Genomic DNA, 16800 nt, shown 5'->3' on the forward strand with positions numbered 1-16800 from the left:
CGATCCAGGCCAACGCCGATCCAGACGTGTCCTCTGGCGCGTCGCTCGCCCGGGAGAAGGAGCTGGCCCAAAAGGTGGCGCCCATTTTGGACGCCTTCTCCAACCGCGAGCCCGTGCTGACACCGGACGGGAAGAGGGTGGTCTTCGTCTCCAACCGCGAAGGCCTTCCGCAGCTGTATCTGGGAGATCCGGCGCACCCGGAGGCGCCGGCCGTGCGCCTGCAAACCTCGTCCGATAGGGCGTTCTCGCCGCTGGTGACGCGGGATGGGAAGACGGTCGTCTTCGGCTCCGATCGCGCCGCCGACGAGCAGGTGACGTTCTTCCGCGTGGACCTCGACGGGAAAAATCTGACGATACTCACGCCGAGGGATCGGCTTCTGCGCGATTCGCCGCAGCTTCCCGCGAAGGCCCAGGACATGCTGTTCTTCAGCGGCCGCACGGCGGTGAACTCGGCGTTGGCCGGCGTGTACACGACCGCGATGACGCCCGACAAGTCGGGGCCCGTACCGTCGAAGTGGATCTATCAAGATGCCAACGGCGGGCAGCTCGTGGACGTGAGCCGCGATGGGAAGTGGGGGCTCTTCAATCGATTCCGCGAGTGGTCGGACAACCAGCTCGCCTTGCTCGATCTGGAGCGAGGCACGTCGAGCACCCTGTACCCGTTGCTTGGGCAACGAAGTCGCGTGGGCGGGGCGGCGTTTTCGCCGGATGGCTCGCGCGTATTCGTGGCGACCGATGGCGGCGCCGAGCAGGCCATCGTGCTGGCGCTGGATACGAAGAGCGGGAGGGAGATCCGGCGCTACGTCGAGACGGAGGCGCCGCGTGCGACCATCGAGAACGTCACCGTCGCGCCCGGTGGGAACGTGCTCGCATTGACCTTGAATGCCGGCAACCATAGTGAGCTGCGGCTCCTGGACACGCGCACGCTCGAGCCTAAAACCGCCATCAAGATGCCCCTGGGGCAAGGATACGCCGGCAACTTCTCCAACGACGGCTCGAGCCTTTCGGTTTCGTGGTCGACCCCGCAAGCGCCGCAAGACATCTTTGCCATCGATACCAAGACCGGCGCGTCGAAGCCGATGCGCGCCGATGCGCGCGCCTCACTCGATCGATTGCCGGCCATCGAGACGACGTCGGCCGAAGTGGAGAGCGACGGCCTGAAGGTGCCCGTGCACGCGTACATTCCTCCGGGTGGCGGCGGCGGGGACGCGAAGCGACCGGTCATCGTCTGGTTCCACGGCGGCCCCAGCGATTCGTCGATGACCCGGTGGTCTCCCCTCGCCCGCTTTTTCGTGAGCCTCGGCTACGCGTGGGTCGAGCCGAACATCCGGGGATCGGCCGGTTTCGGACGGGCCTACGAGGCCGCCGACAATGGGCCGAAGAGGCTCGATTCGTTCAGGGACGTGGAGGCCGTCGGACGCTGGGTGCAGTCGCAGCCCTGGGCCGATGGAAAGAAGATGGTCGCATTCGGCGCGAGCTACGGTGGGTACGTCGTGTTGAGCACGCTCATCCGGCAGCCGTCGTTGTGGGCGGCCGGCGTGGACATGTTCGGCATTGCGAACTTCAACTCGTTCATGGCCTCGACGAGCGGGCCCGTGCGGGAAAACTACCGGACGGAGATTGGCGATCCGGACAAGGACCCCGCGTTCCTGGATTCGATTTCACCGTTGCGTGATGCAGGCAAGATCACCGCACCGCTGTTCGTCTACGCGGGCAAGAACGATCCACGCGTGCCCAAGGCGGAATCGGATCAGATCGTCAAGGCACTGCGGCAGCACAAATCCCCCGTCGAATACATGGTGAAAGACGACGAGGGACATGGGATTGTGCGCCACGACAACCAAGTCGAATTCTATTCGCGGGTTGCCCGCTTCCTCGAGACCCACTTGAATACACGCACGAAATAGATCATGCCTCAATTGCGAATTGCCAACGTCCAGCGCCTCGGCGAAGTGGACTTCGATGTTCTCGTGGTGGGTGGGGGAATCAATGGCGCCGTTTCGGCGGCGTGCCTCTCCGCGCGGGGCGCGAAGGTGGCACTCATCGACAAGGGCGACTTTGCCGGTTTCACCAGCCAACAATCGTCGAACCTGGCATGGGGCGGCATCAAGTACATGGAGACGATGGAGTTTGGGCTGGTGCGCAAACTCTGCATGTCGCGCAATCACTTGATTCGCAGTTACCCCTCCACGGTGCAGGAGATTCGCTTCTTCGCCGCGCACCCGCGCGGGTTTCGCCACGGATTGTGGAAGCTGTATTTGGGTGCGTGGATCTATTGGTTCATCGGCAGCCTGTTCACCAAGAAGCCGCGCCTCTTGCCCCAGTCGAAGATGGCGCGCGAGGAGCCGGTGATCGATCTGGAGGTGGCCGACGGCGGGTTCGAATATTCGGACGCGTTTTTGCACGACAACGACGCGCGCTTCGTCTTCAACTTCGTACGCGGTGCGCTGAACTATGGCTGCGTGGCGGCGAACTACGTGGAGTCGCGCGGATCGGAGTACGACGCGGCCTCGGGCATGTGGGTCACACGCGCGAAGGACATCTCGGGCTCGAGAACGGACGGGCGTGAAATCACCATTCGCTCGCGGGTGGTGGTCAATGCGTGCGGGCCGTACGTGGACTCGATGAACGGGAACGCCGGCGAGAAGACGTCGCACCATCACGTCTTCTCCAAGGGCATCCACTTGATCGTGGATCGCATCACGCCGCACCGCCGGGTGCTCACCATGTTCGCCGACGATGGGCGGCCGTTCTTCGTGATTCCCATGGGCCCGCGCTCGTGCATCGGCACGACGGACACGCGGGTGGATCGGCCCGAGACGCACGTGACCGCAGAAGATCGCCGGTTCGTGTTGGACAACATCAACAAGCGGCTCAAGCTGAAGAAGCCGCTGACCGAGGCGGACATCATCGCCGAGCGATGCGGGGTGCGCCCGCTGGCCGTGACGTCCACCGGCAATGGCGGCACCGATTGGACGCAGCTGTCGCGCAAGCACGCCATCGAGGTGGATCGCGAGCGGCGTCACATCAGCATTTTCGGCGGCAAGCTGACCGACTGCCTCAACGTGGGCGAGGAAATCGCCGAGGAGGTGCAGTCGCTGGGTGTCTCCTTCCCGTATCCGCAGGCACGCTGGTACGGCGAGCCGCCGGACGAGACGCACCGGGAGTTCTTGCACCAGGCGCGGCTGATGAACCTCGATGGGATGACCCCGCCGAGCTCCTCGGAGAAGCTGACGTCGCGTTTGTGGCGGCGTTATGGCGCCGAAGCGCTGGGGCTCTTGGAGGACATCCGCGCCGATCCGCGGATGGCCGAGTTGGTCGTGGAGGGCGCCGAGTACCTGCGCTGCGAGATTGCGCAGGCGGCGCGGCGCGAGATGATCGTGAAGCTGGACGACTTTTTGCGGCGGCGCTCCAAGATTGCGCTGGTGATCCACAAGGACGTGCTGCGCGATGCGCCGGGCCTTCGCGAGGCGTGCGAGATCTTGTTCGGCGCCGATGCGGATCGGCGCTTCGAAGAGTACTTCGCGACGGCGGACGCGCCCGGGACTAGATATCCCGTAAGCGCGTAGCGATGGCCTCGGGCAAGACGTCCATGGTGTAGGCGTGCATGCCGGATTCGCTCGAGGCGAAGAACTTGAGCGTGTTCGGCGCGCGCTGCGGGCTGATGAGTTGCAGCGAGAGGTGGTGCAGATCGCGGCCCACGCGCACCGGGGCCTGGTGCCAGCAGGACATGTACGGGATGGGCTTGTCGAAGAGCCGGAAGAAGCGCTCGAGCAAGTCGACCTGGAGGGCCATGAGCTCGTCGAGCTCGGCCTGCGTGAGCGCGGGGAGATCGGGCACGTGGCGGCGCGGGTAGACGTGGACCTCGTAGGGGAAGCGCGGAGCGGCCGGGACGAAGGCGACGAAGTGCTCGGTCTCGCGGACCACGCGAATGCGCTTCTGCGATTCCTCGGAAACGATGGCGCAGAAGAGGCAACCGCCGTGGGCCTTCTGCCAGCGCTCTGCGGAGGCGAGCGCGCGGGCGGTGCGTGAGGTCACGAAGGGGTAGCCGTAGATCTGGCCGTGCGGATGGTCCAACGTCGCGCCAATCTCGGCACCGCGGTTTTCGAAGACGAAGACCTGCTCCACCCCCGGGTACTTCGACATTTCCAACGTGCGATCGACCCACGCGGCCGCGAGGGTGCGCAGGCGCGCTTGGGGGAGCTTCACGAAGGAGGAGCCATGGTCGCTGGTGAAGCAGACGACCTCGCACCGGCCGACCCCGGGCTTCGTGTGGATGGTGCCCTCGAGGACCTCGAGGCCGCCGCTCGAGCCTCCGAGCGAAGGGAAACGGTTCTCGAAGGCAACGACGTGGTAGTCGTCCGCAGGGATCTCCGAGAGGTACTCGGCGCCCTGGAGCGTGGGGCACAGGGGACACTCGCTCGCCTTGGGCAGGTTGGTGCGCGTCTGGCGGTGCGCGGCCACGATGACCCAGTCATCGAGGACCGGATCGTAGCGGATCTCGGACTTCGGGTTGTGAGGCTCGAGGCCGCGGCGATCGGGCGCGGTGCGGTCGATGCCGGGGCGATCGTCGTAGTAAACGAATTCGCGGCCGTCGGAGAGAAGGATGCGGGTCTTGTTCGTTTCGGGTCGGCTCACGATTGAACTCGATGAACGCCGTCGGCGGCGACGGCGTGGAAGATCCATGGGCGGGTGAATCCGCGCGCGGCGAAGGCGGTCACCACGGCTTGCTCCAGGGCGGCGGCTTTGTCTTGCGGCACCAAGGCAATGGCCGAGCCGCCGAACCCACCGCCGACCATGCGTGCGCCGAGTGCGCCGGAGGCAAGCGCGGTGTCGACGGCCACGTCGAGCTCCTCGCACGAGATCTGGAAGTCATCGCGCAGGGAGACGTGCGATGCGGTGAGCAGCGGGCCAATCTCGGTCACGCGGCCGGCGGCGAGCAGCTCCGCGATGCGGTTCACGCGGTCGTTCTCGGTGACGATGTGGCGGGTGCGCTTCACCAGGATGGGATCGGCGAGGCGCTCGAGTGCGCTGGGCAGATCCGACACGGCGACGTCGCGCAGGGCGGGCACCCCCAGCTTGGCGGCGGAGCGCTCGCAGGCGGCGCGGCGATCGGCATATCCGCCGTCGACCAGTTCGTGGTGGGCGCGCGTGTCGATGACCAGGAGCTCGAGGTTGGCCGAGCGCACGTCGAAGGGATACGGAACGATGTCGAGCTTGCGGACGTCGATGAAGAGCGCATGCCCTGCCCGGCCAAACGTGGACGATAGCTGGTCCATCAGCCCGCACGGCATGCCGACGAAGACGTTTTCCGCGCGCTGCGCGAGCTTGGCAATGTCGAGATCCGTGATGGCAACGCCGTGCAGCTCGGTGAGCGCCCGCGCCGTTCCGCATTCGAGGGCGGCGCTCGAGGAGAGCCCCGCGCCGGCCGGCAAGGTGCTGCCCACGACGATGTCGGCACCGCCAATGGCGTAGCCCGCATCGCGAAGGGCCCACGCGGTGCCCGCGACGTACGAGGCCCATGCGCCCTTCCACGCGGAGGACGGCACGAGGGCCCGCACATCGGGGATCTCCACCGTTTCGCCCTTTTCGACGGAGCGAACCCGCAGCACGCCATCGGTGCGGGGTGAGGCTGCGATGAGGACGTGCAGGTCGATGGCCAGCGGAAAGACGAACCCGTCGTTGTAGTCGGTGTGCTCGCCGATCAAGTTGACCCGGCCGGGCGCGCGCCAGAGGCCTTCCGGCTCGCGCGAGGTCAGCGCACGAAACTCGGCGCGCACGGTGGCGAGAAGTTCGGCACTCGTCACCGCCACGGTCAGGCCCGGCCTTTCGTCATGAAGGACCACGCATCGGAGATGATGCTCGCCAAGTCGGAGCGCTCCGGGTTCCATCCGAGCTCGCGCCGGACCTTTTCGCTGCTGGCCACGAGGCGCACCGGATCGCCGGCGCGGCGCGGGCGCTCGTTGGCGGGAATGGCCTTTTGCGTCACCTGGCGCGCGACCTCGAGCACCTGGCGTACGGAGAAGCCTTCGCCGTTGCCCAAGTTGTAGATGCGGTGCTGTCCGATCGTTCCGCGCTCCGCCATGTCGAGCAGCGCGAGAAGATGCGCGTCGGCGAGATCGGCCACGTGCACGTAGTCGCGGACGGCCGTGCCATCGGGCGTGGGATAATCCGTGCCGTAGACGTCGAACGACTCGTCTTGCTGGGCCGCGGTGAGGATGCGCGGGATGACGTGCGTTTCGATGGTGTGGCGCTCACCTTGATAGCCGAAGGCGCCACCCACGTTGAAGTAGCGCAGGCTGACCGCCTTCAGGCCGTGGGCCGCCCCGGAGAAGCTGAGGAGCTGGTCGATGGCCAACTTGGAGGCGCCGTACGCATTGACGGGACGTGGCGGCGCATCTTCCGGGATGGGCACCACCTCGGGCTCGCCGTACACCGCGGCGGTCGAGGAAAAGACGATGCTCGGGACCTGGGCCTCGCGCATCGCATCGACCAGATTGACCGCACCGCCGACGTTCTCACCGAAGTAGAGCGACGGCTTCTGGGCCGACTCGCCGACCAGGGACTTGGCCGCGAAGTGCAGCACGGCATCGAAGCCGGCCCCCACGGCTGCCTGCACGGCGGCGCGATCGAGCAGGTCTCCCTGGATGAAGCGGGCCGCCTTGGGAACGAGCTCGCGGTGACCGGTGGAAAGGTTGTCGAACACCGTGACGTCGTGCCCCGCCTGAAGAAGCTTCGCGGCAACGACGCTGCCGATGTAACCGGCACCGCCCGTGACGAATAGTCGCATGGTGGATTCTCTCTCGCGCTCTAACGAGGCAGCCCGACAGCGCGTTCGCCGCTGCGCTTTTGTTGGATGATGACGGCGATGGCCAGCAACGCGCCCTTGGCAACGTTCTGCCAGAAGGGGTTCACGCCGAGGACGGTCATGCCGTTGCTCAGAACGCCGAGGAGCAGAATGGCGAGCAACGTGCTCGGGATGGCGCCCTTTCCTCCCCGTAGATCACAGCCGCCGAGTGCGGCCGCGGTGATGGACTCGAGCTCGAGGCCCTCGCTGCCGGAGACCGGCTGGCCCGAGCCCGTGCGCGCGGTGAGGAGCACGCCCGCGATGGCGGCGACTGCGCCGGAGAGCGCATAGGCGCCAACCACGTACTTGTTGATGGCGATGCCGGCGAGGCGCGCGGCCACGTCGTTGCCACCGACGGCGTAGATGTTGCGCCCGATGTCCGTGTACTTGAGGAGCACGTGCAGCGCGGCGGCGATGAGCACGAGCACCCAGATGAGCGTCGGAATGGCCGCGATGCTGCCGCGCGCGAGGAAGATGAAGAAGTCGTCCCCGCCGGTGTAGCCCTGGGCGCGGCCGCCCGAGACGAGCTGCGCGAGGCCCTTGAAGGTCGCCAATGTCGCCAAGGTCGCGATGACCGGGTTCACCCGGCCGTAGACGATGGTGGCGCCGTTGATCAAGCCGCAGAACAGGCCGATGCCCAGCGCCGCCACCACGCCCAGCGATGCGCTGCCGGTGGCGGTGAAGACCATGGCGCAGATGACCGAGGTGAAGCCGGTCATGGATCCGACGGAGATGTCGAGCGCGCCCAAGATGACCACGACGGTCTGCACGGCGGCGAGCAACCCGGCGATGGCCACGGCGGTGCCGATGGCCAGCATGTTGCTCGGGGAGAAGAAGTTCGGATCCTGCACGCCGATGATCGTCACCACGGCGGCGAGCGCCATGAGCAAACTCAGGTTCTGAGCGCCCACAGCGTCGAGCACGCGACGCGGCAGCGATCGTTCGTCTTGCACGTGGATGGCCTCGGCCGCGGATTGAGTCACTGTGCACCTTCCATCATCTGCTCGGTTTTTGACGCTTTTTCAGGGGCTTGCTGAAGATAACCCGCCATGGCGAGAGCCATGATCCGCTCCTCGGTCGCTTCGGCGCGCGTGAGCTGCCCGGTCACGTGGCCGCAATGCATGACCACGATGCGGTCCGAGAGGCCGATGACCTCCGGGAGGTCGGACGAGATGACCAGCACCGCGATGCCCTCACGCGCGAGCTCCGCGATGATGGCGTAGATCTCGGCTTTGACGCCGACGTCCACGCCGCGGGTGGGCTCGTCCAAAATGAGAAGCTTCGGCCGCCGTGCAAGCCACCGGGCAAGCACCACCTTCTGCTGGTTGCCACCCGACAGCGTGCGCACCTCCCTCTCCAGCGACGGCGTACGCACGCGCAGCTTGCTCACGAACTTGCGCACCAGATCGCGCTCCTCGTCACCGCGAATGAAGCGGAAACGCCGAAGATGCTCCAGCACGGCCAAGGACGTGTTGTCGCGCACCGAGCGACGCATCAAGAGCGCCTGCGTCTTTCGCTCCTCGGGCGCGAGGCCGATGCCGGCGCGGATGGCATCGCGCGGGCTGCGCAGGTGAAGCTCGCGCAGTTTGCCCTCGCCTTCCCCATCCCAGAGGATGCGACCCGATTGAATCGGCGTGTCGCCGAAGATGGCCTGCGCAAGCTCGGTGCGACCTGCGCCCACGAGTCCGGCGAGACCGACGATCTCGCCCGCGCGCACGTCGAAGCTCACGCCGTGCACGTCCTCGTTGGTGATCTTGTCGAGCGATAGGACGATGTGCCCCGGCTCGTGCGTCTCGCGCACGTACATCGCCGAGAGATCGCGCCCGACCATCATGCGCACGACGTCGTCCTCGCTCAACGTGGCCGGCGCCCCGGGCTTTTCCCGCACCTTACGATCACCCACGTATTTCCCGTCCCGCAACACAGCCACGCGGTCGGCGATGCGCATGATCTCTTGCATGCGGTGCGAGACGTAGATGATGGCCACGCCGCTTTGGCGCAGCCGCTCGATCAGCGCGAAGAGGACGTCCGTCTCCTCGCCCGAGAGCGAGGAGGTGGGCTCGTCGAAGGCGATGATCTTCACCTCGCCGACCAGCGCACGCAGAATCTCTACGAGCTGGCGATGCGCGGCGGACAATTGATTGCCCAACATCTCCGCGTCGAGCATTCCCGAGAAGCCGAATCGCTCCAGGTCGGCGCGAAAACGTTTGATGAGGCCTTTGCGATCGAACCAATGGAATCGATGCGGCAAGGCGCCCACGTAGACGTTTTCCGCAACGGAGACGTGCGGAATGATCTCGGGCTCTTGGTAGATGACCCGCACACCGGCTTTGTGCGCTTCGGCCGGCGTGCGAAACACCCGCGGTGTTCCGCCGACGACGATGCGACCGGTGTCGGGCTGGTGGTCACCACTGAGGACTTTGAGCAACGTGGACTTGCCGGCGCCATTTTCCCCCATCAACGCGAGCACCTCGCCAGCTTGGCATTCGATGCTCACGTCAGAGAGGGCCTGTACCCCGGAAAATCCCTTGCTCACCCCCGATAGCTGCAACGCGGTGGTCATGGGCACCCACCGTCTTATCACATCGGATGTTTGACGGTCACATGCACTTTACTCCCGCTTGCTCCCAATTCGTCGAATCGACCATGTGTGTTTTGGCGATCGTCTTGGGGGGAAGCGGGGTCTTGTTTTGAATCGCCTCGGAAAGCACCTTCACGGCCGCGGCGCCGACGTCTTTTCCGTCGATGAAGAGGGCCGCCTTCATGCCGGTCGTTTTGCCGGCCTTCCAATCCTTGCACGCGAGATAGGCGCCCAGGCCGACGCCCGCGATATCTTTCTGGTCGACGTTGCCGTTCTGAAGTGCATTCACGACACCGCTGACGTTCTCGTCGTTGCAGCCCCACACGACCCAGTGTTTGACGCCGCGGTTGGCGGTCATGACGCCCGCGGTCTTGTCTTGCGCGTCCGTCGGTGAATTGTTCGTTCCCAGGTCGATGACCTTGATGCCGGTCTCGCCCGAGGCCTCGAGGAAGGCTTTTTTGGCGCCATTCACGCGATCTTGGCAAACGCTGAGATCTTGCTTCGAGGCGCTGATGATGCGCGTCTCGGCGGCCTTCCAACCGGATGCCTTGTAAAGCTGTCCCGCCTTGGTGCCCACTTCGGTTCCCATCGCGGTGCCGTCGAAGCCGACGAAGGGCGCGGCGTTCTTCTGCGCGTCGAGGATTCCGTCGTCGGAGGCGATGAGCGGAATGCCTGCTTGCTTGGCGCGATCGATCACTTGCGGACCGATTAATTGGTCAGGAACGACGATGGCAATGCCGTCCACCTTTTGAGCAATCATTGTCTCGAGGGTGCTGACAGCCAAATTGGAATCGAGCGCCACATTGGAAACTTTGAGCTCGACCCCGAGTTTGGCAGCCTCCGCTTGAGCGCCCGCCGCCTGATCGACGAAGTACTGTTGGTCTCCCTGTTTCTGAATATACGCAATGGTGCGCTTACCCGATTTGGCCGGTTGGGGCTGCGCAGCGGCCGCATTCTCCGTCGGGGTTTCCTTTCCAGACTTGCAGGCCGCGAGGACACAGCACACCGAGAGACACAGCGCGAGACTTCGTTTCATGAGCGACGCTCCTCCAGCTCCTCGACGTGAGAAGCAGACCATATACAAAGCAGCGCATCGTAAAGAGACTTGCGCGGGTCGGGGGAGAAAAACGAATCAGGGTAATTTCTTTCTCACCGGCGTGAAGCGATGCGTCATGAGCACGACGTGCTACGTTCCAGGTCCGTGGGGGCCTCCGCCGCTCCACACAACCCCGAGAAAAAAGTCGAGCCGTGTCCCGAGCTGCCCCCATCAAACGAAGAGGAGCGCACCATCCATGGATGGCGCTGTTCTTCGCATTAGCGCGGGTGCTCGTGTTCGCGGGGGCGCTCCCCATGTCGGGCGCGCTGCCGGTGCTGGCTGAGATCGTCTCCGGCGAGGCCAATGCCGATGCCTGCGGCGATTGCGATGGGGATGAGCGCGGCGGATGCGATTGTCCCGCGGGGTGTCCCGCATGCCATTGCCCGCATGCGGGCGTTCCGCCGTTGCCCCGCACGGATGCGACGGCGCTGGATACCTTACCTGACGTTAATGAAGGCGTTGCGCCGCCGCATGAAGCGAACACGCCGCCGGCTGCGCCAGCGCGCTCCATTTATCGACCACCTCGACTGTCGTGACCGGCCCGCAAGCGGGACCGGGGGCTGTCCGCCTCGTTTAGCGATTTAGGCGATGACTGCGCGGCACAGCCGCGCCGACAGAGGTCACTTTAATGAAACATTGGAAACAATTCGCCGCCGTGGCATCGGCTGCGGCGTCGCTGCTATTGGCACAGGAGACACGTGCCGAGAATGTCGATTGTCGAGGCGGCGCGCGACTGAGCCGCGAGCACGTGGTGCGGTGCGCGGTGGCCAACAGCATGGCCTTGCGCGCGGAAGAGAAAGGTGCGCGTGCGGCGGATGGACGGCGAACGGCGGCGGGCGTGGTTCTGCCCTCGAATCCGACGCTGGGCCTGACCTTGGGGATGCCGACGAATCCGGTCGCGAACGAGGCGAATACGCTCTACAGCGCCACGCTCTCGCAGGAGGTGGAGATCGCCGGCCAGCGTGGGGCACGCATCGACGTGGCGGAGGCCGAGCAGAAGATGGCGCGAAGTCGCGTGATGGTCGCGCGGCGCGATGTGGTGGCCGCGGCGCTTTCGAATTACTTCGATGAATTGGCCGCCGCCGAAGGGCAGCGCATTGCACGAAGGCTGACCGGGCTTGCGCAGGCGCTCAAAGGGTATGCCACGGCGCGTGCGCAGATCGGGCTTTCGGCACCGGTGGATGCGGTGCTCGCGGAGTCGGAGGGCGTGCAGCTGACGACGCTCGCGCTGGAAGCGGAGCAGCGGCTCGCGGAAACACAGGCGGCGCTGGCCGTCGCGGTGGGACTCGATCCGGTAGCCCAGCGTCCGGATGCGGAGGGTACGCTCACGCCCATGGCCGTCCCCGAAACGGCACTGGGTGTGCGTGTCGACCGTGCGATCGTGCGGACGCCGGAGATCGACGCCGCCATGGCGGAGCGCCGTGCCGAGGAGGCACGCGCGCGGACCTTGCGCCGGTCGCGCATTCCGAATCCCACGGTGTCGATCTTCGCGCGGCGCGACTGGATCCAGGAGCGCGCGGTGGGCATCGGTCTCTCGTTTCCCATTCCGCTGGCCCGCACCAACGCGGGCGAGATCGAGGAAGCCCATGCCCTCGCCGAGCGCGCCGAGGCGGAGGCCGAGCGTCTGCGTCGGGATACGAAGCTCCGCGTGGTGCAGGCGGCGGAGGCGTTCGCGCGGCGCAAAGAGGCGGTGGATCGCTTCGACCCCGAGGCGGTGCGCAAAGCCGAAGGCGCGCTGGAGGCCATCGCCGACGAGCTCGCGACGCGCAAACTCGCACTGCGCGATGCCATGGTGATGCAACGCTCGCTGATCGATCTGCTCTTCGGCTACGTCGAGGCCCGGCGCAAGCTATGCCTCGCGTCGGTGGAGCTCGCACGCGTGACGGGCACCTTGGACGAGGGAGGCGTGCGATGAGACGCGCAGCCATCCTGCTGATTCTTCCATGGGCGTTGGCACTCGCGGCCTGTTCGAAATCGAAGCCCGCGCTCGAAAAGGCGCCCGAAGGAAAGGCCGCCGACGAGCACTCGGACGAGCCCGAGCACGCGGAGCTTCCCAGGCGGGTGAAGCTCACCCCGCGCGCCATCGCGGATGCGAAGATCGAGACCGCACCGGCCTCGCGCAAGGTCCTTGCGAACGTCCTCGAGCTCCCCGGCGAGGTGAGCGCCGATCCCGATCGGGTGGCGAAGATCGCCTCGCCCGTGGCCGGCCGCCTCGAGCAAGTGAACTTCCGCGAGGGCAGCACCGTCAAACGCGGCGATGTCCTGGCCGCCGTGCGCGTCCCGGATTTTGCGCGCGCGAAGGCCGATCTCGCGGCCAGCGTCGCGCGCGCCCAAGCGGCGCGTGTCAATGCGGATCGCTTGACCGAGCTCGCATCGCGCGGGCTCGCGGCCGATCAAGAAGTGCGCTCGGCCAAGGCCGAGGCCGACGCCCTCGATGCCCAGGCCAAGGCCGCCAATGAACTGGTGCGCGCCATGGGCTCGCCGGGCGACGCGGTCAGCTCGCGGCTGGCGTTGCGCGCGCCCATCACGGGCATCGTCACCCGGCGCGACGCCTTCGTCGGCCAACCCGTCAACACGGACCAAACCATCGCCACCATCGCCGATCTCTCCGAGGCATGGTTCCTCGGCCGCGTCTTCGAGAAGGACCTCGGCCGCCTGCGCACGGGCGCCCCCACCGAGGTGCGCCTCAACGCCTTTCCCGAGCAGCCGTTTCCCGGCAAACTCGATTACATCGGCCGCGAAATCGACCCGGTGGCCCGCACCCTCACGGCGCGCGTGCGCATCGCCAACGAAGAGGACCGGCTGCGCATCGGCCTTTTCGGCGTCGCCAAGATCGAGATCACCACCTCCGCCCCGCGAAAACCGGCACTCGTGGTGCCCCGCTCCGCGGTCATCGACGCCTTCGAGAAGAAAATCGTCTTCGTGCGCGAAGCCGACGGCGACTTCGAGCTGCACGAGGTCGTTCTCGGCGACACCGTCCTCGGCGACGTGGAGATCGTCTCCGGTCTGCGCGAAGGCGAGCCCGTGGTCGTCAAAGGCGCCTTCACCCTGAAGAGCGCCATCTTACGCCGCACTTTGGACGAGGCCGAGTGATGCTCGCGTTCCTCTCCGCCGTCGTGCGCTTCTCGCTCCGGAACCGCGCCATCGTGCTCATGGCCACGGTGCTTCTGGTCGCCGCGGGCATCCATGCCGCGTTCAACCTGCCCATCGACGCCGTACCCGACGTCACCAATGTGCAGGTGCAAGTCATCACCTCCGCCCCTGCCCTCGCGCCCGTGGAGGTGGAGCAGTACATCAGCGTCCCCGTGGAACGCGCCATGGCCGGCGTCCCGCGCGCCACGGAGATTCGCTCCATTTCGAAGTACGGCCTCTCCGTCGTGACCGTCGTCTTTCGCGACGGCACCGATATCTACTTTGCGCGGCAGCAAGTCGGCGAACGCCTGCGGGAGGCCCAAGATGCCGTCCCCGAGCGCTACGGAAAGCCGGAAATGGGGCCCATCACCTCGGGCCTGGGCGAGATTTATCAATTCACCGTGCGCAACGAGCGGCTGTCGCTCATGGAGCTCGAAGAGATCCTCGATTGGCAGATTGCCCCGCAGCTTCGCATCGTGTCCGGCGTCGTCGAGGTGAACAGCTTCGGCGGCGAGGATCGGCAATATCAAATCAAGCTCGACCCCAAACGCCTCCAAGCGGCGGGCGTCTCCATTGCGCAGGTGGTGTCCGCGCTGGAGAAGTCCAACGCCAACGCCGGCGGCGGCTACATCGAGCACGATCGCGAGCAATTCGTCATTGGCACCCGAGGCCTGGTGAAGAACCTCGACGACCTCGGACGCGTGGTCATCGGCTCGACGCCCCAAGGTGTGCCCATCACCATCGCCACCGTGGCCGACGTGGAGTTCGGCGCGCGGCTGCGGCGGGGTGCGGCCACCATGAACGGCCAGGGCGAGGTGGTCATCGGCGTGGCCCTGATGCTTCTCGGCGAGAACTCGCGCACGGTGACCGAGGCGGTGAAGGAAAAGCTCGCCGCCATCCAGCCATCTCTGCCCGCAGGCACGCGCATCGAGGCCTTCTACGACCGCTCCACCTTGGTCGAGCGCACCATCAAGACGGTGGGAAAGAACCTCGCCGAGGGTGCGGCGCTGGTCATCGTGGTGCTCTTTTTGATCCTCGGCGACGTGCGCTCGGGCCTGGTGGTCGCCGTCACCATCCCGCTGGCGCTGCTCTTTGCCATCATCGCGATGAACGCGCTAGGCCTCTCCGGCAATTTGATGAGCCTCGGGGCCATCGACTTCGGCCTCATCGTCGACGGCGCCGTCATCATCGTCGAAAATGCTGTGCGCCGGCTCACCGATCGCCAGCGCGAGGTCGGGCGCGCGCTCTCCGCCGACGAGCGGCGCGGCATCGTCGAAGAGGCGACCCTCGAAGTGCGCTCCGCGAGCGTCTTCGGCGAGACGATCATCGCCATCGTCTATCTGCCGATTCTGACGCTCACCTCCATCGAGGGAAAACTCTTCCGCCCGATGGCCATCACCGTGCTCCTCGCGCTGCTCGGCGCGTTCCTCTTCTCGCTCACCTTGGTGCCCGTCTTGACGAGCTTCTTCGTGCGGCCGCTCCCACCCGAGCGAGGAGAAACCTGGATCGTGCGCACGATCCACCAGCGCTACGTGCCCGCGTTGCAAGCGTGCATGCGCCATCGCTGGCGGACCGTCGGCATCGCGGTCGTGGGGCTCGTGGCCGCCATCGGCGTGGGCACGCGCGTCGGCGCGGAGTTCGTCCCGCAGCTCGACGAGGGCGATCTGCTCGTCGAGGCGCGAAGGCTGCCGGGCATCGCGCTCCGCGAGTCGAATGCCACGGCGATGCGCCTGGAACGGGTCGCCCGCGAGATCCCCGAGGTCGATCACGTGGTCACCCGCACCGGCTCGCCGGAGGTGGCCACCGATCCGATGGGCATCGAGCAATCGGACGTCTACATCGGACTGAAACCCCGCGAGGCGTGGCGGCGTGGTGTCACCAAGGAAGACATCGCGCGCGAGCTCGAAGAGCGGATGACCGCCGACGTGCCGGAGATCGCCGGGGCCATCTCGCAGCCGATTCAAATGCGCACCAACGAGCTCGTCGCCGGCTTTCGCTCGGACGTGGCGCTGCTCGTGTACGGGCGCGATCTCGACGAACTTCGCCGCCTGGCGGAGCGAGCCGCGGCGGCCATTCGCAAGGTGGACGGCGCGGTGGATGTACGCGTGGAGCAGACCGCCGGGCTCAAGTACCTGCGTATCGAACCCGACCGCGCCAAGCTCGCGCGGTACGGGCTCACCGTGGACGATATCAACCAAGCCGCGGAGACGATGGCGGTTGGTCATCACGTAGGCAACGTCCTCGAAGGCGAACGCCGCTTTGGCATCGTGGTGAAGACGCAGCTCGCCCTCGGCGACGAGGCGAGTGTCAATCTGGAAGCCTTCAGGGCGCTTCCCCTTCGATCGGTCAGTGGGCAGATCGTCCCATTGGGCGACGTGGCGGATCTCGGCTTCGTCGATGGCCCGGCCGCCATCAACCGCGAGAACCAGTCACGCCGCATCGGCGTGGAGTTCAATGTGCGCGGGCGCGATCTGCTCTCGGTCGTGCGCGATGCACAGCAGCGCGTCGCGCGCGAGGTGACCTTACCGCAAAACCTGGGCGGCTACCGCACCGAGTGGGGCGGGCAATTCCTGCACTACCAAGAGGCCAAAGGCCGGCTCGCGGTGGTGGTGCCGCTGGCGCTGGCGCTCATCCTCTTCTTGCTATGGCTCGCGTTCCGTTCGGTCAGGCTCGGCCTGGTGATCTTTCTCAACGTGCCATTTGCCGTGGTGGGTGGGGTCGTTTTGCTATGGGCGCGGGATATCCCCTTCTCCATCTCGGCCGGCATCGGCTTCATCGCCCTCTTCGGGGTCGCCGTGTTGAACGGGCTGGTGCTCGTGTCCTTTGCGCAACACCTGGACAACCAAATGACCAGGGGGCCCCGTCCTGGTGAGGGGCCGGGGACGGGCAAACCCGCGATCCAAGAAGCGGCCGAAGAACGCCTAAGGCCGGTGCTCATGACGGCGCTGGTGGCTTCGCTGGGCTTTTTGCCCATGGCGCTGTCGACCCAACCCGGGGCCGAAGTCCAGCGCCCCTTGGCCACGGTGGTCATCGGGGGGCTCCTGACGGCTACCCTCCTGACCCTGTTCGTTCTTCCGGTCATTTACACTTTTTTTGCCGCAAAGGGCCCGAAGGCACCGTACCCTGGGGAGTGATAGGCTCCCA

General features: G+C 66.0%; 12 protein-coding genes. 6 read left to right on the forward strand and 6 right to left on the reverse strand.

Going from position 1 to position 16800, the window contains the following annotated elements:
- The first annotated feature begins 26 nt into the window (after positions 1-26).
- Both LVJ94_23155 and LVJ94_23160 read left to right on the forward strand, forming a co-directional pair.
- Complete coding sequence (locus LVJ94_23155) at positions 27-1907, forward strand: prolyl oligopeptidase family serine peptidase (GenBank protein WXB10112.1); 1881 nt, start codon at positions 27-29, stop codon at positions 1905-1907.
- 3 nt (positions 1908-1910) lie between these two features.
- Positions 1911-3569 (forward strand): FAD-dependent oxidoreductase, encoded by a 1659-nt coding sequence (locus LVJ94_23160; protein WXB10113.1) that lies wholly within the window; start codon positions 1911-1913, stop codon positions 3567-3569.
- Here the strand turns inward: LVJ94_23160 and galT are convergent.
- The 6 genes from galT to LVJ94_23190 are packed head-to-tail and all read right to left on the reverse strand — an operon-like array spanning position 3547 to position 10464.
- On the reverse strand, positions 3547-4638 hold the full coding sequence (galT, locus tag LVJ94_23165) for a galactose-1-phosphate uridylyltransferase (protein WXB10114.1): 1092 nt from the start codon (positions 4636-4638) through the stop codon (positions 3547-3549). The two genes, LVJ94_23160 and galT, sit on opposite strands and share 23 nt — an antisense overlap.
- Positions 4635-5846 (reverse strand): galactokinase, encoded by a 1212-nt coding sequence (gene galK / locus LVJ94_23170; protein WXB10115.1) that lies wholly within the window; start codon positions 5844-5846, stop codon positions 4635-4637. Before galK ends, galT begins: the two co-directional genes overlap by 4 nt.
- The gene (gene galE / locus LVJ94_23175) at positions 5816-6790 is read right to left on the reverse strand and encodes a UDP-glucose 4-epimerase GalE (GenBank protein ID WXB10116.1); all 975 of its coding nucleotides are present in this window, start codon (positions 6788-6790) and stop codon (positions 5816-5818) included. Before galE ends, galK begins: the two co-directional genes overlap by 31 nt.
- 20 nt (positions 6791-6810) lie before the next feature.
- Positions 6811-7830 carry an ABC transporter permease gene (locus LVJ94_23180; GenBank protein WXB10117.1) on the reverse strand — a complete coding sequence of 340 codons (1020 nt, stop codon included), beginning with the start codon at positions 7828-7830 and terminating at the stop codon, positions 6811-6813.
- Positions 7827-9410 carry a sugar ABC transporter ATP-binding protein gene (locus LVJ94_23185; protein WXB10118.1) on the reverse strand — a complete coding sequence of 528 codons (1584 nt, stop codon included), beginning with the start codon at positions 9408-9410 and terminating at the stop codon, positions 7827-7829. Before LVJ94_23185 ends, LVJ94_23180 begins: the two co-directional genes overlap by 4 nt.
- Before the next feature lie 37 nt (positions 9411-9447).
- A complete protein-coding gene (locus LVJ94_23190) occupies positions 9448-10464 on the reverse strand; it encodes a substrate-binding domain-containing protein (protein ID WXB10119.1) in 1017 nt (338 codons plus the stop codon).
- Between the two features lie 260 nt (positions 10465-10724).
- On the opposite strand from LVJ94_23190, the gene LVJ94_23195 reads away from it, so the two are divergent.
- From LVJ94_23195 to LVJ94_23210, 4 genes are all read left to right on the forward strand, one after another.
- Positions 10725-11060 (forward strand): hypothetical protein, encoded by a 336-nt coding sequence (locus LVJ94_23195; GenBank protein ID WXB10120.1) that lies wholly within the window; start codon positions 10725-10727, stop codon positions 11058-11060.
- A gap of 92 nt (positions 11061-11152) precedes the next feature.
- On the forward strand, positions 11153-12439 hold the full coding sequence (locus tag LVJ94_23200) for a TolC family protein (GenBank protein WXB10121.1): 1287 nt from the start codon (positions 11153-11155) through the stop codon (positions 12437-12439).
- Positions 12436-13617: an efflux RND transporter periplasmic adaptor subunit gene (locus LVJ94_23205; protein ID WXB10122.1), complete on the forward strand. Its 1182-nt coding sequence runs from the start codon at positions 12436-12438 to the stop codon at positions 13615-13617. Before LVJ94_23200 ends, LVJ94_23205 begins: the two co-directional genes overlap by 4 nt.
- Positions 13617-16790: a CusA/CzcA family heavy metal efflux RND transporter gene (locus LVJ94_23210; protein ID WXB10746.1), complete on the forward strand. Its 3174-nt coding sequence runs from the start codon at positions 13617-13619 to the stop codon at positions 16788-16790. Before LVJ94_23205 ends, LVJ94_23210 begins: the two co-directional genes overlap by 1 nt.
- The last annotated feature ends 10 nt before the right edge of the window (positions 16791-16800 follow it).

The organism is Sorangiineae bacterium MSr11367 (genome assembly GCA_037157805.1).
Taxonomy (GTDB): domain Bacteria; phylum Myxococcota_A; class Polyangia; order Polyangiales; family Polyangiaceae; genus Pendulispora; species Pendulispora rubella.